Raw genomic sequence first — 22,549 nt, 5'->3', positions numbered from 1 at the left:
CGACCCCGGCCCCAGCTTGGCAATGTGCCGGCTCAGGGCCGGTGGCCTGCCCGCCGTGGAGCCGGCGCTTCGCCGCCGGCCCTGCCCCGGTTGGACTCCCATGGCTCTGTCGAAACGCACCCCACGCCCGAGCGCCATCCGCAGCGTTCTGGCCTTCACCTTCCGTCACTGGCGTCGCCAGACCCCGCTGGCCATCGGCATCGCCGGGGCCATCGCCCTGTCGACGCTGGCCGACGTCTTCATGCCGCTGTTCGCCGGCCGGCTGGTCGACGCGCTGACCCTGCTGCCGGGCGACCGCGACGCGGCCCTGCACGAGGCGCTGTTCGCCTTCGGCGCCATGGTGGCGCTGGGCGTCGGCATGGTGGTGATGCGCCACATCGCCTGGAGCGGCGTCATCCCCTTCACCCTGCGCATCATGGCCGATGTCGGGCAGGACAGCTTTCACCGCATCCAGCGCTTTTCCACCGACTGGCACGCCAACAGCTTCGCCGGATCGGTGGTGCGCAAGATCACCCGCGGCATGTGGGCGTTCGACACGCTGGACGACACGCTGCTGCTGGCGCTGTGGCCGTCGCTGGTCGTGCTGGTCGGCACGATGGTGATGCTGGGACTGCACTGGCCGGCGATGGGGCTGGTCATCGCGCTGGGCACCGCGGTCTACATCGCGATGACCGTGCTGTTCTCCACCCTCTACATCGCGCCGGCCGCCCGGCTGTCGAATGCCTGGGACACCAAGCTGGGCGGGACGCTGGCCGACGCCATCGGCTGCAACGCGGTGGTCAAGGCGTTCGGCGCCGAACCGCGCGAGGACGACAGGCTGGCCGGTGTGGTGGACAAGTGGAGCCGCCGCACCCATCGCACCTGGACCCGCCACACCCGCCACAGCACCGTGCAACTGGTGGTTCTGCTGCTGATCCGCAGCGCCGTGGTCGCGACCGCGCTGTGGCTGTGGTGGCGTGGACAGGCGACGCCGGGCGACGTCGCCTATGTGCTGACCACCTATTTCGTCGTGCATGGCTATCTGCGCGACATCGGCATGCACATCAACCATCTCCAGCGCTCCGTCAACGAGATGGAGGAGCTGGTGGCGATCCACGCCGAACCGCTGGGGGTGGAGGACCGGCCCGGCGCCGCCCCGATCCAAATCCGGGCGGGCGAGGTGCGCTTCGACCACGTCACCTTCCGCTATGGCGGCCACACCACCCCGCTCTACCGCGACCTGTCCGTGACCATCAAGGCGGGCGAGCGGGTCGGTCTGGTCGGGCCGTCGGGCTCGGGCAAGACCACCTTCGTCAAGCTGATCCAGCGCCTGTACGACGTGACCGACGGCCGGGTGCTGATCGACGGGCAGGACGTGGCGGGAGCGACCCAGCACTCGCTGCGCTCGCAGATCGCCATCGTCCCGCAGGAGCCGATCCTGTTCCACCGCACCCTGGCGGAGAACATCGCCTATGGCCGCCCCGGCGCGTCGATGGCGGAGATCGAGCGGGCGGCCAGGCTCGCCAACGCCCACGATTTCATCGCCCGCCTGCCGAAGGGCTATGCGACGCTGGTCGGCGAGCGCGGCGTGAAGCTGTCGGGCGGCGAGCGCCAGCGGGTGGCGCTGGCCCGCGCCTTCCTGGCCGACGCGCCGATCCTGATCCTGGACGAGGCGACCTCCAGCCTGGATTCGGAATCGGAGGCGCTGATCCAGGAGGCCATCGAACGGCTGATGCAGGGTCGCACGGCGATCATCATCGCCCACCGCCTGTCCACCGTGCGCACGCTGGACCGCATCCTGGTCTTCAACCAGGGCCGCGTGGCGGAGGAAGGCAGCCATGCCGCCCTGCTCCACCGGCCGGGCGGGCTCTACCGCCGCCTGTTCGAACAGCAGTCGGCGCCGGAGCGGGTCCGCAAGATCGGAGGGTGAGGGAGGTTAGACCCCCACCTATCCTCCCCCGCTGGGCGGGGAGGGACTGCCGCTGCCTTAACGAACAAGCACTCGTCCCCTCCCCGCCCAGCGGGGGAGGGTTAGGGTGGGGGTCTAACTCCGCACCCCCTCACACGAACAGCTCCATCGTCTGCGGCACGTTGCGCGGCGTCTCCCCCGCCAGGATGGCGCGGGCGACGTCGACGGCGGCGAGCAGGCCGCTTTCGGTGAAGGGCTTGGGCAGGCAGCCGATGCCGGTGAGCGGGCCGTCCTTCTTCAGCTCGTCCCGGAAGGACGTGATGAACAGGCAGGGCACGCCCAGCGCGTTCAGGCCGCGCGCGGCGTCGATGCCGTTGGTGCCCATGCCCAGATGCACGTCGACCAGCGCCAGATCCGGCTTGTCGGCCTTGGCCAGCTCCACCGCCTCCATCGCCGTGACGGCGGGGCCGATGACGTCATGGCCGACGGATTCCAGGTAGAGCTGCTGTTCCAGCGCGATCAGCACCTCGTCCTCGACCAGAAGGATCTTCATCCGTCGATCTCCTCGGGAGAGGACGTTTCCAGCAGCGGCACCGCGTCGGGCACCGGAAGCTCGATCCGGAAGGTGGTTCCCTGCGGGGTGGTGTCGATGTCGACGCTGGCGCGGATCTGGCTGGCGAGGCTGGAGATCAGGCGCATGCCCAGGCTGCGGCTCTTGCGGATGTCGAAGTTGGACGGCAGCCCCGGACCGCGGTCGGACACGGTCAGCGACAGGTCGTCCCCCTCGCGCCGGAAGGTCACCGTCACCCGCGCCGGGCCGCTGCCGCGATGCTTCACCGCGTTGGTGATCAGCTCGTTCGCGATCAGGCCCAGCGGTGCGGCATGGTCGATGGGCAGGTCGATGACCTCGGACCGCACGACGATGTCGCACATGCTCTCGCCACCCGACGCACGGGCCAGATCCTCGCACAGCTCATTGAGGTAGGTGCCGAACTCGATGGTCTGGAACTGGTCGGCCTGATAGAGCCGGTTGTGGACGCGGGCGATCGCCTCGATGCGGCTGCGGGCGTCCTGGAAATGTACCCGGACCCCTTCGTCCGGCAGGCTGAGGGTCTGCAGGGTCAGAAGGCTGGACACCAGCTGCAGGCTGTTCTTGACGCGGTGGTTCACCTCGCGCAGCAGGGTCGATTTCTGGCCGACCAGCTTGCGCAGGGCCGCCTCCATCGACTTGATCTCCGTCACGTCGATGTGCATCAGCACCGTGCCGCCGAAGGGGCCGGCCGGCATGGGGGCGGCGAGGCAGCGGAACCAGTGCTGGTTGCCGGTGACATATTCCGCCGACACCGGCGGTCCGCCGTCGCTCAGCAGCGTGCGCAGGCCGTCCATCACGTCGTCCGCCCGCGGGTCGGCGGTCTGGCCCTTGCCGCAATGGTCGAGATAGTCGTCGCCGACGATGCAGCCCTGGCCGAGGAAGGTCGTCTCCGGCCCCGCTTCGGCCCAGGCGCGGTTGACCGAGACGATGTGGCCGGAGCGGTCGAGCACGGCGATGAAGGCGGGCAGCGCGTCCAGCGTCGCCTTGGTCTGTTCGGCCAGCTGCCGCATGGCGAGCGCGCTGGCCCGCAGTTCCTCGCGGGTGCGGCGGCGTTCGGTGATGTCGCGCAGGATGCCGGTGATGAAGCTGCGCCCTTCCGATTCCCAGCGCGCCATCGACAGTTCCAGGTCGATGTGGCTGCCGTCGCGGCGCCGGCCGGACAGCTCCACCGGCTGGGTGACGGCGTCGAGGGTGCCGGAGCTGCCGGGCCCGCTGTGCTCGGCCATGGCGATCCAGTCCGGCGCGTCGTCGCCCAGCAGCACCGCCACGCTCTGCCCGATCAGCTCCTCCGGACGATAGTCGAACTGGCGGGTGGCGGCGCCGTTCATCCATTGGACCATGCCGCGGGTGTCGGTGGTGACGATGGCGTCGGGCGCGGTGTCGACGATGGCGCGGTAGCGGGCGTCGCGCTGCTCGCGCAGGACGCGCTCGCGGTTCACCGAGGCGGTGACGTCGGTCACCTGGATCAGGCAGCGAGCCTCTCCCCGTTGGCCTGCGCGTGGGACGGCAGCGGGCGGATCACCACATTGTGGACCATCCGCCGCCCGTCCGGCAGGCGCAGCGGGAACAGCATCGGGTTCAGCGTGTGGGAAAGCACGCCGGGCGCCCCGGTGGCCAGCGTGTCGCGCACCGCGATGTGCAGGCGCGACTCGCGCAGGTTCGGCAGCGCATCGAACAGGTCGTGCCCAAGGATCTCGCGGGCGGTCAGGGTGGATGCCTGCTCCATCCAGCCGTTCCAGTACAGGACCCGGCAATGGCGGTCGAGAAGCAGGATTCCCGCATCCAGCGCCCCAAGCACATCCAGGGCCCACATCGGTTGTTCAGGCAATCTGGGGACCATGCGACGTTCCGGCGGATGAGGGATCTTCGGCGGCGATGCCTTCGATGAAGGCATGGATCAACAGCTTCAGCGATTCCAGTGACGAGACGCCCATCAGCAAGGCGATGTAGCCACGGATGCTGCGGCTGCGGATGGTGAAGTCGATGTAGAGGAACAGCACAAGCTCGTCCGAGTCGCCCGCCTTGTCCTTGAGGATGTTGGCGCCGTCGCCGCGCAGCACCGCCGGCAGCGAGATGGTCAGCCGGTCCTTCAGCGCGTTGGCGACCACGACGAGGCAGCCGTTCAGGATGATGTTGCCGATCTCCGCCAGGGCGTCCTGTTCCAGATCGACGATCTCCGCCAGCGTCAGGTCGCCGCCCAGCACCGCGCGGGCAAGTTCTAGGCTGTTGGCCTCGGGGAAGATCAGCATGGCGCGGCCGTCGAAGGAACCGTGGAACTGCTGCTCCACCGCCACCAGCCCGTTGCGTTCCCGCGCACTGAGGAAATCGGACGCCTCCTGCCGGCTGACGATGTCCACGGTCGGGACGGACAGCAGAACCTGGTCCTGGACCATGCGGCTGAGATGGGTGGCGGCACGGCTCACCCCCATGTTCACCAACTCGGTCAGCGCATCGCGCTCCAGGTCGGTCAGTTCCACCATCTCTCGGCGCCTGTTCATTCTTGGTCTCGGCTTCACAACCGGCGCCGCCCGGCGGTCGCACCCAGAATGTGGCCCATCGACCGCAAAAAGGGCACCCCCGTCAATGTCATATGTTAAGCCGGCGACGCCATAGCCGATATAGCCGCCCCTCTTCCCACAATGGTCAGCCCGACGATCCACCAACTCATGCGCCATGTTCGGAACGTTCGGCAAGATATCGGGACTCTTATGCAATATTGCTTTAGAGACGTAATGAAATGGCGTGGCCGCTGTTCGTGACGAGGACAGGCTCCTCCGACCGGGCCGCCCCAGGGGACTTGTCCGCCGGGGGATGGCGACTCCACATCAAGCGAGGCGCCTGCGCAATGGATGTCGCGCAACGAGATGGCGCGAGGAGATGGTTATGACCCCTGAGGAACGCACCCTTCTGTCCGACCTGTTCCGCCGCCTGCGCGAGGTGGAGTCCCAGCCGCGCGACGGCGAGGCCGAGGATTTCATCCGCCGCGCGGTCCAGGACCAGCCGCTGTCCGCCTATTACATGGCGCAGACCGTTCTGGTGCAGCAGCAGGCCCTGACCGCGGCGCAGACCCGGATCGAGGAGCTGGAACGGCAACTGCGCGACCGCCCGGCCCAGCCGGCCCCGTCCGGCGGCAGTTTCCTGTCGAACGCGCTCGGCATCGGCCGCAGCCCGTGGAGCCGGGGCGCCGAACCGCCCCCTGCTCCGCCACAGCAGCCCGCCGGCCGCAGCCCGTGGGGTGGCGGCCCCGGCGCCGCCTATCCGCAGCAGTCCTACTCCCCGCCGCCTTTCCCGCAAGCCGGGATGGGGGCCGGGATGGCGCCCTCCATGGCGCCGCGCGGCGGCGGCTTCTTCGCCGGTGCGGCACAGACGGCGGCGGGCGTGGCGGGCGGCATGCTGGCGGCGAGCGCCATCTCCTCCCTGCTGCACCATTCCCCCGGCCCCTTCGGTGAGGCGGCGGCGCAGACCCCGGTCAGCGAGACGATCAACGAGACGGTCATCAACAATTACGGCGACGGCCAGGGGCCGCAGGGCGACACGGTGCAGGACGCGTCCTATGACCCCGACCCGCCGCCGGCCGATGATGCGTCGTTCGACGACGCGCCCTTCGACGATGGTGGCGGGGATAGCGGCGGTGGCGATTCCTGGATCTGAGGACCGCAGGCCGGCTCACCCCTCGTCGCTGTAGCGGCGGGCGATGTCCTTGAACTCGTCCTCCAGGGCGGTGAAGGCGGCGACGACGGCGGGGTCGAAATGGCTGCCGCTGCCTTCGCGGATGATCGACGCCGCCTTTTCGTGCGGGAAGGGCGGCTTGTAGCAGCGCCGGCTGATCAGCGCGTCGTAGACGTCGGCGACCGCCATCAGGCGGGCGGACAGCGGGATCGCCTCCCCCGCCAGCCCCTGGGGATAGCCGGTTCCGTCCCAGCGTTCGTGGTGGCCGTGCGCGATCTCCCGCGCGATGCGCAGGAAGGAGCTTTCGCCGGCCGCCATGTCCGCCTGCCCTTCGGCGGCGAAGATCGCCTCGTGCCCCAGCGCCGCGTGCGTCTTCATGATGTGGAACTCGTCGTCGGTGAGCTTCCCCGGCTTCAGCAGGATCGAATCCGGGATGCCCACCTTGCCGACGTCATGCAGAGGCGCAGACTTGTACAGCAGCTCGATGGTCTCTTCGTCCAGTTGGCCGGCATAGCGCGGGTCGCGGCTGAGATGGAGGGCGAGCGCCAGCACATAGTTCTGGGTGCGGCGGATGTGGTTGCCGGTCTCGTTGTCGCGGGTCTCCGCCAGCGAGGCCATGGCGCGGATGGTGGCGTCCTGGGCGCGCAGCAGGTCGCGCGTGCGCTCCGCCACCCGGTCTTCCAGCTGCCGGTTCTGGTCGGCGAGCGCGCGGCGGGCTTCGCGCAGCGCGATGTGGGTGCGGACCCGTGCCAGCACCACCGGCGGGGAGATCGGCTTGGTGATGTAATCGACGGCGCCCACCTCGAACCCGCGGGTCTCGTCATGGACCTGCCCCATCGCGGTGATGAAGATCACCGGAATCTCGTGGGTGCGGGCGTCCTCCTTCAGCCGCCTGCACACCTCCACCCCGTCCATGCCCGGCATCATCACGTCGAGCAGGATCAGGTCCGGCAGCCGGTCGCCGGCCAGCCGGGCGAGCGCCTGCGGCCCGTCCTTCGCCACGATCAGCCCATAGCTGTCGCGCAGCAGGTCGGCCAGGACCTTCAGGTTGATCGGCTCGTCGTCGACGATCAGGATCCGCGGCTTGTCGCCGGTCGGAAGCGGCATGGTCATGTCGCGGTCTCCCTCAGATCGCGAAGCCGGTCGCGCAGCTCGGCAAGGGCGGTGGCGGCGTCTTCGAAATCGAAGGCGCCGGCATGGCGGTTCACCCGGTCGGCCGCCGCGGCCACCGGGCTGCCGGCCAGCAGGCGGGCCAGCCCGTCGGCCATGTCGCCGGCCTCCGGATCGCCGGCGATCAGCAGCCCGCCCAGCTGGTCGGCAAGCGACAGCGCCGCCCGCAGGGTGTCGCGCGGCACGGCGGACGGCGGCGGGGTGATCGGAAGCATGGTGCCGAACGGCGCCTCCGCCGCCGCGACCGTGGCCGCGGCCTCCGCCGGCCGGCCGAGGGTGCCGATCCCCTCCACCACCAGCGCGAGCGCGCCGGCCAGCCGGTCGAGAATCCCGTCCTCCAGCACGGGCGGAGAGGTCATCGCCCCCCGCTCCACCACGCCGGCCAGGGCGGACAGCTCCATGGCGCCGATGGTGGCGGCGGTGCCTTTCAGCGTGTGGGACAGGCGGAGCGCGTCCTTCCACCGTTCCTCCCGCACCGCGGCGGCCAGACGGGCCGCCTCCCCGGCATGGGTGGCGGCGAAATCGATCAGGATCCGGCGCAGCAGGGCGAGGTTGCCGTTGACGTTGCGCCGGGCGACGGCGAGGTCGAGCGCCGGCAGGCTTTCCGGCAGCGCCGGAGCGGCCGAAACCGCGGCGATCGACGGCGCCGGCACCGTTCCCGCCGCCCCGCTTCCCAGCCCGCTGCCCAATCCACCGCCCAGTCCACCGCCCAATCCGCGCACCGGCTTCAGCCAGCGGGCGAGCGCCGCATAGAGCGCCTCCGGGTCGATCGGCTTGGAGACATGGTCGTTCATGCCGGCGTCCAGGCAGCGCTCGCGGTCGCCGGCCATGGCGTGGGCGGTCATGGCGACGATGGGCAGGGCCGACAGCTCCAGTTCGCGCCGGATCAGCCGGGTTGTCTCGTAGCCGTCCAGCCCCGGCATCTGCACGTCCATCAGCACGAGGTCGAACTTGACCTCGCGCAGGGCCTGCAGGGCTTCCTCGCCGCTGCCGACCACCATCGCCTCGATGCCGACCAGCTCCAGAAGGCCGCAGGCCACCTGCTGGTTGACCAGATTGTCCTCCACCAGCAGGACGGTGCGGCCGACCAGCGCCGACAGCTCCGTCGACTGGGCGGGGTCATGGACCCGGCGCAGGGCGTCCGTCACCCGCGGCCCGCCGCCGCCGAGCGCCATCATCACCGAATCGAACATGGCCGACGGCGTGACCGGCTTCTCCAGCACGGCGGTGACCGGTCCGCCGCCGGGCATGGAATCCTCCAGCGCGCCCTGTACCCCGTCGGCGCCATAGGCGGTGGTCATCACCACCGGCGGCTGGGCGCCCGGCATGGCGCGCAGCCGGCGCAGCGTCTCCACCCCGTCCAGGTCGGGCATGCGCCAGTCCAGCACCACCAGCTCCACCGGCGGCTGGGTTCCGGCCTGCCCATCCTCCAGCCGTCGCAGCGCCGACAGCCCATCGGCCGCCGATTCCACGGTCAGTCCGAAGCGCTCCAGCATGTCGGTCAGGATGGAGCGGACGGCATCGCTGTCGTCGACCACCAGCACCCGGCGGTCCATCAGGTCGCGCGGCAGCCTTTCGTCCATGGTCTCGCCCGCGGCGACGCGGCAGCGGACGGAGAAGCGGAAGATGCTGCCCTCCCCCGGCCGGCTTTCCACCGAGACGCGACCGCCCATCAGCTCTACCAGCTGCCGGCAGATCGCCAGCCCCAGCCCGGTCCCGCCGAAGCGCCGCGTCGTGGAGCTGTCGGCCTGGGAGAAGGGGCGGAACAGCGCCGCCGTCTGTTCCGGCGACATGCCGATTCCGGTGTCGCAGACCTCCACCTCCAGCCGGTAATCGTCGCCGGTGCCGATGCGCCCGCCCACCGTCACCACCACCTCGCCCCGCTCCGTGAACTTCACGGCGTTGGAGACGAGGTTCAGGATCACCTGCCCCAGCCGCAGCGGGTCGCCCACCAGCGTGCCCGGCACGTCGCCGTTCAGGTCGAGGATCAGTTCCAGCCCCTTCTCCCGCAGCCTGGGCAGCACGACGGTCGCCACCTCCTGCAGGACGTCGCCGACATGGAAGGGGATCGCCTCGATGGTCAGCTTGCCGGCCTCGACCTTGGAGAAGTCGAGGATGTCGTTGATGATGCCGAGCAGACTGCGCGAGGACGCGTGGATCTTGTCCAGGTAATCGCGCTGCCGCGGCGTCAGGTCGGTCTTCATCATCAGGTGGCTGAGGCCGATCACCGCGTTCATCGGCGTGCGGATCTCGTGGCTCATGTTGGCGAGGAAGTCGCTCTTCTGCCGGTTGGCGCGGTCGGCCTCCTCCTTGGCGCGCGCCAGCTCGTCCTCGGTGCGCTTGCGGTCGGTCACGTCCTTGTGGATGCCGGTGATGCGGGTGGGCTGGCCCGCCGCGTCGCGCTCCGTCACCTTGCCCGCCGACAGGATCCAGACCCAGGCGCCGGACTTGTGGCGCATGCGGAACTCGACCTCGTAGACCGGGGCGCGGCCGGCCACATGCTCTTCCAGCACCGCCAGCACGCGGTCGCGGTCGTCCTCGTGCAGCAGTTCCAGCCATGTGGTGCCGCGGGGCGGCAGCTCGCCGGGGGCGTAGCCCAGCATGCCCAGCCAGAGGTCGGAGAAATAGGCGTGGTCGGTCACCGGGTTCCAGTCCCACAGCCCGGTGTTGGAGGCGTCCAGCGCCACCGTCAGCCGCTCCTCGCTCTCCTGCAGGGCGGTCAGCATCCGCTGGCGTTCGGTGATGTCCTGGAAGACGGTGACCGACCCGACGATGCGCCCTTCCTCGCGCAGCGGCACCGTGGTGATGGCGATGGGGAAGACGGTGCCGTCGCGCCGGACGAAATGGTCGGTTTCCGAACGGTAGGCCTCGCCGCGGCGGACGCTGCTCAGGACGGCGCAGTCCTCCCTCGCGACCGGGTTCCCCTGCCCGTCCTTGTAATGGACGGCGTCGTGCAGCGGGATGCCGCGCAGATCCTCCAGCGACCAGCCGAGCAGCCGTTCCGCCTCCGGGTTCAGGAAGGTGCAGAAGCCGTTGCGGTCCAGCGAGAAAACGCCCTCGCCCATGCTGTCGGTGATGCTCTGCAGGAAGCGGCGGCTGTCCTCCAGCTCCGCCTCCATCCGCTTGCGCTCGGTGATGTCGGTGCGGATCGCGATGTACTGGTGCGGCTGCCCGTCGGCGGTCAGCTGCGGCACGATGGTGGCGGCCACCCAATAGTCTTCGCCCGCCTTGGTCCGGTTGCAGATCTCGCCGTGCCAGACCTGCCCGTCCATGATGGTGTGCCACATCTCCGCGAAGAAGCCGGACGGGTGGCGGCCCGAATTCACGATGCGGTGCGACCGGCCCAGCAGCTCCTCGCGCGGGAAGCCGCTGATCTGGCAGAACTTGTCGTTGGCGTAGGTGATGATGCCGCGATGGTCGGTGATGCTGACGATGGCATGCTGGTCGAGCGCGAATTTCTGCTGCTCCAGCGCCCGCTGCGCGGCGGATCGCTCCTCCACCAGCCCGGCCATCAGCTGGCTCAGCCGTTCCAGGCTGTCGGTCGGGCTGCTGTCGGCGGAATCCGGCAGCTCCGGGCGGCCGTCGGCGCGCAGCAGGCTGTTGGCGACGCCGCGCAGCCGGCGGATCGCATGGGCCTGGGTCCCGGCCTCGCGGCGCAGCCGCTCGTTGGCCTCGGCCAGCTCCTCCGAACTCAGCTGCAGGCTGCGCGCCCGCAGGGTCAGGTCGCGGTCCGCCTGCTCGTAGCTCTGGCCGATGCGGCCGAACAGGGCCGGCAGGCCGTCCAGCATCCGCGCCGCCTCCGGCGACAGGCCGGGTTGGCCGGCGAGCGCCTTCAGTTCCGCCAGGACGGACTCAGCCGCCTCCGCGCTTTGCAGGCCCAGAACCCGTTTGAACTGGCTTTGCAGCAGGCGGTGCATGCTGTCAGCGTTCCGTCAGCAAGGCGACCGTCATCGTCTGGTTGTGCAGCCGGCAATCGACCAGATCGCGCATCGGCCCGATCTCGCCGTAGGAGTAGAAGCCGGTCAGCAGGGTGCCGGCCCCCAGCCGGTCGGCCACCGCCTGCACCTCCTCCTCCACCCGGTCGCCCAGCACCAGCTTGCGCCCGACGCAGCTGACCAGCAGGGCGAGCCTGTCACCGACGGCTTCCTTTCCGGGGTCCGCCGCCGCGCCGGCGACGATGGCGCCCGCCTGCTCCGCCCCGTCGACCAGCCCGTCCGTGCTGGCATGCATCAGCCGGAGGTAGAAGCCCTCCTCCACCGTGCCGGCCAGGATCAGGCCGCCCGCCGCCTCGTCGATGCCCAGGATGGTGCGGATCAGCCCGACCGAATCGTGGTTTCCGTTCAGAAGCTCGAACGGGAACAGCAGCCCCGACGCCGGCAGGTCGCGGGCATAGTCGCCAAGATAGCGCTTGTAGACGTTCAGCGCCGGTTCGCCGTCCAGCTGCAGCAGCAGGTTGCCGACGGCGCGGGTCACCTTGCGCGCCGGCCCGAACGGCTCCCACCCGCCGACGGAGCCGAGGCAGAGATGCGGCCCATCCCCGTAAAGCCCGACCGCCACCGCGCGGGCGTCGGACACGCCGGACGGACCCAGCACCAGCGTGCGGACGAAGGCGCCGCCGTCGCCGGCCAGCCCGCCCGACACCGGCACCCCGGCCGGCAGGCGCGACAGCAGCCCGTCGATCAGCGCGCTTCCGTTCACCGCCACGCCGCGGGCGAACAGCAGCACCCCCGACAGCCCCGGCCGGGCGGCAAGCGCCTCTCCCAACGCCTCCCCCGCCGGCTGGCTGTCGTCGATGGCCGCGATGCCGGCCTCCGCCGCGGCGACGGCGCCCCGGTCGAAGCGGATGGCGGTGACGGTGCAGGAATCGTCGAACACGCCGTCGCCCAGGATCTCGCCCGCGGTGCTGCATCCGGCCAGCACGGCGCCGGGGAAGGCGTGGGCAAGCCCCGCCGCGAAGCCCGGCGCGTCGAAGCGGGCGACGGAGCCGAAGACCAGGACCAGATCGGCCGGCAGCGGGGCGGGCAGAGGAGACACCTCCGCCGCCGAGGGCGCGAACACCGTCTGCCAGACCCGCATGCGTCTCCCCATCGCCGATGTCCCGCGCGGAAGACTAGCACGGCGGAGGTGCGCGAGGAGAGCCCCTATAACGTTCGTCTCAGGCGAATGGTCATAATGACGCATGGCGGGCGGCCGGTCCGACGGCATACCGCCGGAAGCGACTATAACGACGGATGGCGGAAAATTGAGTGTTCCCCCGTAAGGATCTGTCAACCACACTGCGGTATGGTTGGTCTGCCAAGCAGTGCGCGGCGGGAACGAACAAGACGGGCGCCAAGCCCGGACAGACACATCATCCCGGGGGAGCAGGACGAAACATGACGATCGACGCCCGCGACGACACCATGATGCCGGACCGCAAGGACGGCGCGCCACGCGCCCGCCGCCTGGGAGTCCGCGGCAAGCTATTGCTCGCCTTCGCCGGCATGGCCGGCATGACGGTCGCAGCCAGCATCGTCGGGCTGACCTCCTTCTCCGCGGTGGAAGCGCCGCTGACGCGGATCGTCGGCACCGGGCTGCCGGAAATGGAACTGGCCAAGCGCCTGTCCGGAGAAAGCAGCGGCATCGCCGCCGCCGCCCCGGTGCTCGCCGCCGCCGACAGCCAGGGCGAGCGCGAACGCATCTATGGCGAGATCATGGGCAACGGCAAGGCGCTGGGCACGCTGGTGGAGGAACTGGCGACCCGCCGTGCCGGCGACCCGCGGATCGCCGAGCTGCGCGCCAAGACCGAGGGCCTGATCGCCACGCTGGAGCGCGGCAACGCCGCCGCCAACCTGCGCCTGTCCGTCCGCGGCACGCGCGAAACGATGTCGGCGGAACTGGCCAAGTCCTACGACGCCTTCCTCGCCAGCCTCGCCCCGCTGACCGACCGGGCCGGCGCCACCCTGCGCGGCAAGGGCGAGGCGCTGGACAGCAGCACAGAGCGCGACATGAACGCGCTGGGCGACGCCGTCCGCTCGCTGATCACCATGTACGAGGTGCGCGGCGACCTGAGCGTGGCGTCGGAGGCGCTGACCCGCGCCGGCAGTGCCGAGACCGCCTTCGCCGTCACCCAGCACCAACAATCCTATCTGGAGGCCGCCGCCCGCATGGTCAGCGCCTCAGCGCAGATCGGCAACCGGCTGAGCAAGGACACCTCCGAAGGGTTGGACGCCTTCTTCCTGCTCGGCGACGGCGCCGACGGCGTCTTCGACCTGCGCCGCAAGGCCCTGGAACTGCCGGCCGGCAGCGCGGAGCGCGACGCGCTGCGCCAGAAGGTGGCAGAGGTGCTGACCGACGCGGCGCGCCGGCAGTCCGTCCTGCTGGAGCAGATGGAATCGCCGCTGATGCGGCTGAAGGCCGAGATCAAGCTGTCGAGCGTCAACGTCCGTTCGCAGACCCGCGATTCCATGCAGGATCTGCTGGGCGACGGGCTGGCCCGCTTCCGGACATATCTGGAACTGTCGACCTACGCCGCCGCCACCGTCGGCGCGCTGAACGAGGCGGCGCAGGCGCCCAGCACCGACCGGCTGGCGATGCTGGAGACCCGCTACGCCGCCGCCGCCAAGGCGATGGACGAGCGGCTGAAGGCGCTGCAGAAGTCGGGCGACGACGGCCTGCCGAAGCTGGTCAAGAGCGCCGAGGTCCTGGCCGGCTTCGGTTCGGGCGAGAACAGCCTGTTCAAGCTGCGCCGCTCCGAACTGGATGCTGCTGCCGAGAACGAGAAGGTTTTGGCGCAGAACCGGCAGTTCGCCCACCAGTTCGCCGGCATGGTCGACGAACAGATCGCGGCGATGAAGCGGGAGGCGGATTCCGCAGCGGCCGGCGCCACCGACGCGCTGTCCGCCGGCCGCATGATGCTGATCCTGTTCGCCGCCGGCAGCCTGATCGGCGCCGCGGCGCTGGCCTGGTTCGTGGTCGGCCGCAACATCGTCGCCCGGCTGAGCGCCCTGTCCGACGCCATGCGGGCGATTGCCGGCGGCAACCTCAACGCCCCGATCCCCGCCGCCGGCTCCGACGAGATCGGCGACATGACCCGCGCGCTGATGGTCTTCCGCGACACCGCCAACGAGGCCAACGCCGCCAACGCCCGCGCCGAGGCGGAACGCGGCCGGGCCGCCGGCGAGCGCCGCCGCGCCATGGTCGAGATGGCGGAGAATTTCGAGAGCAGCGTCCGCGGCGTGCTGGACCGCGTCGCCCGCGCGGCCGGCGAGATGCAGGACATGGCCCAGCGCATGAGCCGGAATGCCGAAGCCACCACCGGCGAGGCCGCGACCGCCGCCAGCACCTCCCAGCAGGCCGAAGGCAGCGTCAAGGCGGTCGCCGCCGCGACGGAGGAGCTGTCGGCCTCCATCCAGGAGATCGGCAGCCAGGTCCATGCCTCCAGCCAGATCGCCCGCAAGGCGGCCAGCGAGGCCGAGCGCACCGACCGCACGGTGGAAGGGCTGTCGCAGTCGGCCAACAAGATCGGCGAGGTGGTGCAGCTCATCAACGACATCGCCAGCCAGACCAACCTGCTGGCGCTGAACGCGACCATCGAGGCGGCGCGGGCCGGGGAGGCCGGCAAGGGCTTCGCGGTGGTGGCGTCGGAGGTGAAGAGCCTCGCCAACCAGACCGGCAAGGCGACGGAGGAGATCTCCAGCCAGATTCAGGCGATGCAGTCGGTGACGCAGGACGCGGTGGACGCCATCCGCTCCATCGCCGGCACCATCCGCGAGATCAACGAGATCGCCGCCACCGTCGCCGCGGCGGTGGAACAGCAGAGTGCGGCCACCCGCGAAATCGCCCGCAATGTCGGCGAGGCCGCGGACGGCACCCAGCATGTCCGCCGCAACATCGATTCCGTGGCCCGGGCCGCCGCGGAGTCGGGCGAATCCGCCACCCGTGTGCTGACGGCCTCCTCCACCGTGGCGGACGAGGTGCGCTCGCTCGGCTCTCAGGTCGACAGTCTGGTCAACCGCATGCGGGCGGGCTGAGAAAACCGGGAGGGCGGGAAACCGGCCGGCTCCACCCCGTCCCGCGCAAGGCGCGGCGGCGGGGTGGAGCCGGGATCTCGACCGACCCGCGGGCGGTCACCGCCGATTGCTTCCCTGGACGGTGACCGGCTGCCACAGGATGGCCGCCCCGGCACCGGCGCCGCAGGCACCGCCCCAGACAAGACGCTCTTCCTGTTCGCCGGCGGCGGTGGCGCCCGGCTGGATTCCGGCGGCGCGGGCCGTCCCTTGCGCCCGAACCTCGTCCGGCTGGGCCATCTGCTGCTGTTGCGACTGAGTGGTCATACCAATCCTCCTGGTGAGGTGGCGACAGCTATCAAACTATTCGTCTGCCTTCAATTCTGATTTTGGCAAGACGTCATGACTTTTTGCGGCCCAGCCATTCGAAATCGCCTGCGTCATTTTGCAGCGGCGAAGACTTGGACGGCACTGCACAAGAACAGGACAAGATGGGTGCCCGAAGTGATTTTGCGACTGCTCACAAACGAAGAGAGCCCCTCTTCCGCGGGGAGGAGGGGCTCTGTTGAAATGCACGGCCAACGGGTGGTGCCGGCGGGAGGATGCCGGCGGATCAGCCGCTGTTGCGCAATCCGGCGGCGATGCCGTTGATGGTCAGATGGATGCCACGGGCGATCTGCTCGCCGCTGTCGCTGGTGCGGTGGCGCTTCAGCAGCTCGACCTGGACGTGGTTGAGCGGGTCCAGATAGGGGAAGCGGTTGCGGATCGACCGCGCCAGCAGCGGGTTCTTCTCCAGCAGGGCCGTCTGCTCGGTGATCGCCAGCAGGGCGTCGATGCTGTCCTGCCACTCCGCCCGGATGCGGGAGAAGATGGCGTCGCGAAGCTCCGGATCCGACACCAGCCCGGCATAGCGCGACGCGATGGCGAGGTTCGACTTGGACAGCACCATGTCCATGTTGGACAGCAGCGTGCTGAAGAAGCCCCAGTCGCGGTGCATGGCGCGCAGCCGCTCCATGCCGTCGGGATGCTGGGCCAGATAGGCCTTCACCGCCGATCCGAAACCGTACCAGCCCGGCAGCATCAGGCGGCACTGCGCCCAGCTGAACACCCAGGGAATGGCGCGCAGATCCTCGATGCTGGTCGACTTCTTGCGCGAGGCCGGACGGCTGCCGATGTTGAGGTTGGCGATCTCGCCAATCACCGTCGATTCCCAGAAATACTTCTCGAAGCCCTCGGTCTCGTAGACCAGCCCGCGATAGGCCTTGAAGGCATGCTCCGACAGCTCTTCCATGGTCTGGAGGAACAGGTCGGTGCAGGGAGCGGCCGATTCCGGGTGCAGCAGCGTGGCTTCCAGCGTCGCCGCCGCCAGCGTTTCCAGGTTGCGGCGGCCGACTTCCGGGTTGGAGTACTTCCCGGCGATGACCTCGCCCTGTTCGGTGATGCGGATGGCGCCCTGCACGGCGCCGGCCGGCTGGGCCAGGATCGCCTGATAGCTGGGTCCGCCACCGCGGCCGACCGAGCCGCCGCGGCCGTGGAACAGCCGCAGCCGCACGCCATGCTTGGCGAACACCTCGACCAGCGCGATCTCGGCCTTGTACAGCTCCCAGCCGGAGGTGAGGAAGCCGCCGTCCTTGTTGCTGTCCGAATAGCCGAGCATCACCTCCTGCAGGTTGCCGCGGCTTTCCAGGAAGCGCCGGTATGTCGGGATCGACAGCAGCCGGTCCATGGTGGCGGCGCAGTTGCGCAGGTCGCCGATGGTCTCGAACAGCGGGGCGATGTTCAGGTCCAGCGCCTTGTCCTTCGGCCGCAGCAGCCCGGCTTCCTTCAGCAGGACGGCGACCTCCAGGATGTCCGACACGCCGTCGGTCTTGGAGATGACGCAGTTCACCACCGCATCCGACCCGAAGCGGGCGCGGGCGTCGGCGGCGGTGCGCAGGATGTCCAGTTCCGACGCGGCTTCTTCCGAATAATCGGCATAGCGCGAGGCGAGCGGGCGGTTGGTCTCCAGCTCGCGGACCAGCAGTTCGATCCGCTCGTCCTCCGACATCGCCTTGTAGTCGATGCCGGCGTCGGCGAAGGACAGCAGCTCCGCCACGGTGCGTTCATGCACGTCGGAGTTCTGGCGCAGGTCGATGCTGGCCAGATGGAAGCCGAACAGGTCGACCGCGCGGCGCAGGTGGCGCAGCCGGCCCTTGGCGAGTGCGGCCGAGCCGTTGACGGTCAGCGAGCGGTCGATGATGTCCAGGTCGGCGCGGAACTCGGCCGGGGTCTCGTAGGCCGGCGCGTCGCCCACGGCGTGGCGCGGCGCCTCCAGCCCGTCCAGCGTCCGCATCGTCGCGGCCAGCCGGGCATAGATGCCGGAAATGGCGCGGCGGTACGGCTCCAGCTTGCGGTGCGGCGACGGGTCAGGAGAGCGTTCGGCCAGCTGGCGCAGCGGCTCCGACACGTCGATGACGCGGGTGCTCAGCGACAGTTCGGCGCCCAGCGCGTGCAGTTCGTCCAGGTAGAATTGCAGGGCGCGGGTGCTCTGCATCCGCATCGCCTGGCGCAGCACGGGGGCGGTGACGAAGGGGTTGCCGTCGCGGTCGCCGCCGATCCAGCTGCCCATGCGCAGGAAGGACGGCAGCTCCGTCGTCGCCCAGGACGGGTCCATCCGCCGCAGATGGTCCTCCAGTTGAGCGTAGAAGCGCGGCATCTCGCGCAGGAAGGTGTAGTCGTAGAAGGTCAGGCCGTTCGCCACCTCGTCCGTCACCGCCAGCTTGGTGGCGCGCAGGATCGCGGTCTGCCACAGCGTCAGCACGGCGCGCTGGAGGGATTCGAGGTTGGTCTCCTCCTCCTCCGGCGTCATCGGGCCGTGGTCACGCTCCGCCAGCAGCTTGGCGACCGCCATCTGCACGGTCAGGATGCTCTTGCGCTGCACCTCGGTCGGGTGGGCGGTCAGCACCGGGCTGACCAGCGCGCCGTCGAAGAACTCCTTCAGCTGCTGGGTGGTGATGCCGGCCTTGGTCGCCTCGTCCAGCGCATGGGCCATGGTGCCGTCGCGCGGCGCCGACCCGGCGAGCGCATGGGCGCGGGTGCGGCGGATGTGGTGCTGGTCCTCGGCGATGTTGGCGAGGTGCGAGAAGAAGCTGTAGGCCCGCACCACCCGCGCCGTCTGCGGCGGCGACAGGCTGTTCAGGATGGCTTCCAGCTCCTTGCGGGCGCCCTGGTCCTCCTCGCGGTGGAAGCGGATGGAGGTCTGGCGGATGCGCTCGACGATGTCGAAGACCGCCTCCCCTTCCTGGCTGCGGACGGTGTCGCCCAGGATGCGCCCCAGCAGGCGGATGTCTTCGCGGAGCGGCTGGTCCTTCGTCTCGGAACTTTCCTGCAGCAGGATGGCGGACATGGGCGACGGTTTCCTGGTCGAGGATGGACGGATACGGGTCGATGCGCGGGCACTGGATGCTTGAACGGGGATGGTCAATTTCCGTGCAGGAGCATGCCCCTGCACGCGAAGTGGTCAGACCATCGGCGACAGCATGCCGATTCCGCAGGAAGTTTCAACCGTCCGTGTGCTGGTGCGAAATGATTTCCATAAGTCGCAGCGCTGTGAAATGCGACGTCGCATAAGGGCGCCCTGCACCGCGGGGCTTGCTTCCCAACTAGTATGGTAGTATGCTTCACTGATTGTTTCCCCCTGCCCATGCTCCGTATGACGAAGCCGGCGGGGGAACGGGCGGCCTGACAGGATGGCGAAGCGATGCTTAACAAGATCGACGTGGACTCCGGGGAGCCGATCGCGCGGCGCGTGTACCGGGTGCTGCGCCAGGCCATCGTGACGATGCAGTTCCGCCCAGGTCAAGCGCTTTCCGAGCAGGAGATCGCCGACCAGCTCGGCGTCAGCCGCCAGCCGGTGCGCGAGGCCTTCATCAAGCTGAGCGAGTCCGGCCTGCTGACCATCCGGCCGCAGCGCGGCACCTTCGTCGTCAAGATCTCGGTCAAGCAGGTGCTCGACGCCCGCTTCGTCCGCGAGGCGGTGGAGACCGCGGTGGTGCGCAAGGCGTGCGAGACCATCACCCCGGCCGGCCTCGCCGAACTGCGCGACAACCTGAAGGCCCAGTGGGACATCGCCGACGAACCGGTGCCGGTGCGCTTCCTGGAACTGGACGAAGCCTTCCACCGCACCATCGCCATCGGGGCGGAGTGCGATTACGCCTGGCGCATCGTGGAGGAGACGAAGGCCCAGATGGACCGCGTCCGCTATCTCAGCGTGCCCTACGCCACGCCGATCCGCCGGCTGATCTCCCAGCATCAGGCGGTGGTGGAGGCGATCGTCGCCCGCGACCCCGCCAAGGCCGAGGCGGCGATGGGCTTGCATCTGCGCGAGATCCTGACGTCGCTGCCGGAACTGGAGGGGAAGTTCCCCGACCTGTTCACCCTGGAGGACGGCGCCGTGCCGCCGGCTCCCAAGTCCTCCTCGCGCTCCTCCGGCCGTTCGAGGGTTGCCGGACTGCGCTGATCGGCGCAGCATCGGCCTGTCTCCTTATCAGGGCGCCTAATCATCCCGCTGCGGAACAATCCGGGTTGCCCTCGCCCGCGCTCTTTGACATACTACCATACAAGAATGCGAGCCAACGCCTCGCGCCAATGCTCCGCCGGGAAGGAAACCGTTTCACATGCAATCCCTTGCATCCTCCACCCTCCCCCGCCTCGGCGCCGCCGGCTTGTCGAACCTGCCGGCGGCGGTGGAGCGGCCGGCCTACGACCGCAAGGCGCTGGATCTGGGGATCGTCCATCTCGGCGTCGGCGCCTTCCAGCGCGCCCATCAGGCCGCCTACACCGATGCCCTGCTGGAGAAGCGGTTCGGCGCCTGGGGCATTGCCGGCGTCAGCCTGCGCAGCCCCGACACCCGCGACGCGCTGCAACCGCAGGACGGGCTCTACACCGTCGCGGTGCGCGATGCGGCGGGGGAACGGCTGCGGGTGATCGGCTGCCTGCTGGAACTGCTGGTGGCGCATGAGGATCCGCAGGCGGTGCTGGAGCGGATGACCCGCCCGTCGGTGCGCATCGTCACCCTGACTGTGACGGAGAAGGGCTATTGCCACGATCCGGCGACCGGTGCGCTGAACGAGGACCACCCCGACATCCGCCACGACCTGGACAATCCCGGCAGCCCGCGCACCGCCATCGGCTTCATCGCCGAGGCGCTGGCCCGCCGCCGCGCCGCCGGGGTGGTGCCCTTCACCGTGCTGAGCTGCGACAACCTGCCGAGCAACGGCGAGACGGTGGCGCGCATCCTGCGCCGCTTCGCCGAGCTGCGCGATCCGGACTTCGGCGCCTGGGTCGGCGCGACGGTCTCCTGCCCGAGCAGCATGGTCGACCGCATCGTCCCCGCCACCACCGAGGCTGACCGCGCCCGCGTGTCCGAGGCGCTCGGCCTGCAGGATGCCTGGCCGGTGGTGACGGAGCCCTTCACCCAATGGGTGGTGGAGGACCGTTTCCCCGCCGGCCGTCCGGCCTGGGAGGAGGTGGGGGTGGAGCTGGTCGCCGACGTCCATCCCTACGAGACGATGAAGCTGCGGCTGCTGAACGGCAGCCACTCCACCATCGCCTATCTGGGCTATCTGGCGGGCTACGAGACGGTGTCGGACACCATGGCCGATCCGGCCTTCGCCACGCTGGTCCGCAACCTGATGGACCTTGAGACCGGCCCGACGCTGCATATGCCGCCCAAGGAACAGGGGGGCGCGGATCTGGAGCATTACAAGGACGCGCTGATCGCCCGCTTCCGCAATCCGGCGCTGCGCCACCGCACCTGGCAGATCGCCATGGACGGCACGCAAAAGCTGCCGCAGCGCCTGCTGAACCCGATCCGCGAGCGCCTTGCCGCCGATCAGCCCATCGACCGGATGGCTTTGGCCGTCGCCGCCTGGATGCGCTACGTCGCCGGCATCGACGAGAAGGGCCAGCCCATCGACGTGCGCGATCCGCTGGCATCCAGGCTGGCGGAGATCGCGGCATCCGCCGCCGGCGACCCCGACCGGCTGGCCGGGGCACTGTTCGGCCTGACCGCGGTGTTCGGCGAGGACCTGCCGCGCGACCCGCGCTTCACCGGACCGGTCACCGCCGCGCTCAGGCGCCTGTTCGCCGAGGGCGCGCGCGCCGTGGTCGCCGCCACCGCCTGACCCCGCTTTCCAAGCATCACCTTATTCCAGGGAGTGTTCCCGTGGTTGCCCTGACCGTCGAAAAGCCGCATGTCCTGGCCCTTCGCCCCGAAAACGCCCCGTCCGCCGGGCCGGTCAAGGCCGGCGAGGTACTGGTCCGCGTCCAGCGCGCCGGCATCTGCGGATCGGACCTGCACATCTACCACGGCTCCAACCCCTTCGCGGTCTATCCCCGCGTGATCGGGCACGAGTTCGCCGGAACGGTCGAGGCGGTCGGCGACGGCGTGACCAACGTCGCCGTGGGCGACCATGTGGTGGTCGATCCGGTGGTGTCCTGCGGCCGCTGCTATGCCTGCCGGGCCGGGCGGACCAATGTCTGCGCCAATCTGGAGGTGTTCGGCGTCCACCGCGATGGCGGCTTCCGCAACCATGTGACGGTGCCGGCGGCCAACGCGGTGAAGGTGCGCTCCGACTTGCCGATTTCGATTGCCGCGCTGGCTGAGCCGCTGTCCATCGCCGCCAACGTGCTGTCGCGCACGGGCATCGGCGCCGACGACACGCTGCTGGTCTATGGCGCCGGCACGGTCGGGCTGACGGTGGTGCAGGTCGCCAAGCTGCATGGGGCGCGCTGCATCGTCGCCGACCTGGACGACAAGCGGCTGGAGCGCGCGAAGGAGTTCGGCGCCGACGTCGTCCTCAACTCCTCGCGCGTGTCGGTGCCGGATGCGGTGCGCGATGAGAATGACGGGCTCGGCCCCACGGTGGTGATCGACGGCGCCGGCGTGCCGGCCCTGCTGGAGGAGGCCTGCCGCCTTGCCAGCCCGGCCGCGCGCATCGGCCTGCTGGGCTTCTCGCCCGGCCCCTGCAACATCAGCCAGCAGGAGATCGTGAAGAAGGAGCTGACGCTGGTCGGCTCCCGCCTGAACCGCCGCCTGCTGCCGCAGGTCATCGAGTGGCTGGAGAGCGGCAAGCTGCAGCCGGCGGCGATGATCACCCAGGTCTTCCCGATCGCCGACGCGGCGAGCGCCTTCTCCCTGATCGAGACCGACCCGTCCAGCACGATCAAGGTTCAGCTCGACTTCGAAAGCTGATCGACCGC

At 69.7% G+C, this 22,549-nt stretch carries 15 protein-coding genes; 6 read left to right on the top strand and 9 right to left on the bottom strand.

The window, feature by feature from the left end:
* Window positions 1–100: 100 nt before the first annotated feature.
* Complete coding sequence (locus AB8P05_RS30090; protein WP_472761667.1) at window positions 101–1,909, top strand: ABC transporter ATP-binding protein; 1,809 nt, start codon at window positions 101–103, stop codon at window positions 1,907–1,909.
* Between the two features lie 130 nt (window positions 1,910–2,039).
* Here AB8P05_RS30090 and AB8P05_RS30085 read toward each other — a convergent pair whose 3' ends face one another.
* The 4 genes from AB8P05_RS30085 to AB8P05_RS30070 are packed head-to-tail and all read right to left on the bottom strand — an operon-like array spanning window position 2,040 to window position 4,978.
* Window positions 2,040–2,441: a response regulator gene (locus AB8P05_RS30085; protein ID WP_455175710.1), complete on the bottom strand. Its 402-nt coding sequence runs from the start codon at window positions 2,439–2,441 to the stop codon at window positions 2,040–2,042.
* Window positions 2,438–3,940: a sensor histidine kinase gene (locus AB8P05_RS30080; protein ID WP_472761666.1), complete on the bottom strand. Its 1,503-nt coding sequence runs from the start codon at window positions 3,938–3,940 to the stop codon at window positions 2,438–2,440. The genes AB8P05_RS30085 and AB8P05_RS30080 overlap by 4 nt, the downstream gene beginning before the upstream one ends.
* A gap of 5 nt (window positions 3,941–3,945) precedes the next feature.
* On the bottom strand, window positions 3,946–4,293 hold the full coding sequence (locus AB8P05_RS30075; protein ID WP_472761665.1) for a PAS domain-containing protein: 348 nt from the start codon (window positions 4,291–4,293) through the stop codon (window positions 3,946–3,948).
* Between the two features lie 7 nt (window positions 4,294–4,300).
* Entirely contained in the window at window positions 4,301–4,978 is a 678-nt protein-coding gene (locus AB8P05_RS30070; RefSeq protein ID WP_455175712.1) for a chemotaxis protein CheC, read from the bottom strand.
* A gap of 385 nt (window positions 4,979–5,363) precedes the next feature.
* Between AB8P05_RS30070 and AB8P05_RS30065 the strand changes: the two genes are divergently transcribed.
* Window positions 5,364–6,131 (top strand): DUF2076 domain-containing protein, encoded by a 768-nt coding sequence (locus AB8P05_RS30065; RefSeq protein ID WP_472761664.1) that lies wholly within the window; start codon window positions 5,364–5,366, stop codon window positions 6,129–6,131.
* Between the two features lie 15 nt (window positions 6,132–6,146).
* Here the strand turns inward: AB8P05_RS30065 and AB8P05_RS30060 are convergent, their stop codons facing one another.
* The 3 genes from AB8P05_RS30060 to AB8P05_RS30050 are packed head-to-tail and all read right to left on the bottom strand — an operon-like array spanning window position 6,147 to window position 12,407.
* A complete protein-coding gene (locus AB8P05_RS30060) occupies window positions 6,147–7,262 on the bottom strand; it encodes a response regulator (protein ID WP_472761663.1) in 1,116 nt (371 codons plus the stop codon).
* A complete protein-coding gene (locus AB8P05_RS30055) occupies window positions 7,259–11,236 on the bottom strand; it encodes a hybrid sensor histidine kinase/response regulator (RefSeq protein WP_472761662.1) in 3,978 nt (1,325 codons plus the stop codon). The genes AB8P05_RS30060 and AB8P05_RS30055 overlap by 4 nt, the downstream gene beginning before the upstream one ends.
* Before the next feature lie 4 nt (window positions 11,237–11,240).
* Window positions 11,241–12,407, bottom strand: a complete 1,167-nt coding sequence (locus tag AB8P05_RS30050; protein ID WP_472761661.1) for an FIST signal transduction protein — start codon at window positions 12,405–12,407, stop codon at window positions 11,241–11,243.
* Window positions 12,408–12,694: 287 nt separating this feature from the next.
* Here AB8P05_RS30050 and AB8P05_RS30045 point away from each other — a divergent pair, with 287 nt between their 5' ends.
* Window positions 12,695–15,331 (top strand): methyl-accepting chemotaxis protein, encoded by a 2,637-nt coding sequence (locus AB8P05_RS30045; protein ID WP_472761660.1) that lies wholly within the window; start codon window positions 12,695–12,697, stop codon window positions 15,329–15,331.
* Between the two features lie 96 nt (window positions 15,332–15,427).
* On the opposite strand, the gene AB8P05_RS30040 is transcribed toward AB8P05_RS30045, so the two are convergent.
* Window positions 15,428–15,634: a hypothetical protein gene (locus AB8P05_RS30040; protein ID WP_472761659.1), complete on the bottom strand. Its 207-nt coding sequence runs from the start codon at window positions 15,632–15,634 to the stop codon at window positions 15,428–15,430.
* Between the two features lie 286 nt (window positions 15,635–15,920).
* Complete coding sequence (gene ppc, locus AB8P05_RS30035; protein WP_472761658.1) at window positions 15,921–18,692, bottom strand: phosphoenolpyruvate carboxylase; 2,772 nt, start codon at window positions 18,690–18,692, stop codon at window positions 15,921–15,923.
* Between the two features lie 354 nt (window positions 18,693–19,046).
* Between ppc and AB8P05_RS30030 the strand changes: the two genes are divergently transcribed.
* The 3 genes from AB8P05_RS30030 to AB8P05_RS30020 all read left to right on the top strand — a co-directional run bounded on the left by AB8P05_RS30030 (window position 19,047) and on the right by AB8P05_RS30020 (window position 22,541).
* Window positions 19,047–19,805, top strand: coding sequence for a GntR family transcriptional regulator (locus AB8P05_RS30030; RefSeq protein ID WP_472761657.1), 759 nt, complete (start codon window positions 19,047–19,049; stop codon window positions 19,803–19,805).
* A gap of 157 nt (window positions 19,806–19,962) precedes the next feature.
* Complete coding sequence (locus AB8P05_RS30025) at window positions 19,963–21,471, top strand: mannitol dehydrogenase family protein (RefSeq protein ID WP_472761656.1); 1,509 nt, start codon at window positions 19,963–19,965, stop codon at window positions 21,469–21,471.
* A 41-nt stretch (window positions 21,472–21,512) separates the two neighbouring features.
* Complete coding sequence (locus AB8P05_RS30020) at window positions 21,513–22,541, top strand: Zn-dependent oxidoreductase (RefSeq protein ID WP_472761655.1); 1,029 nt, start codon at window positions 21,513–21,515, stop codon at window positions 22,539–22,541.
* The last annotated feature ends 8 nt before the right edge of the window (window positions 22,542–22,549 follow it).

This window comes from Azospirillum sp. VT-I1 (assembly GCF_055698305.1).
Note: the sequence above shows the minus strand (reverse complement) of the source record. Positions and strands in the feature narration are given on the sequence as shown.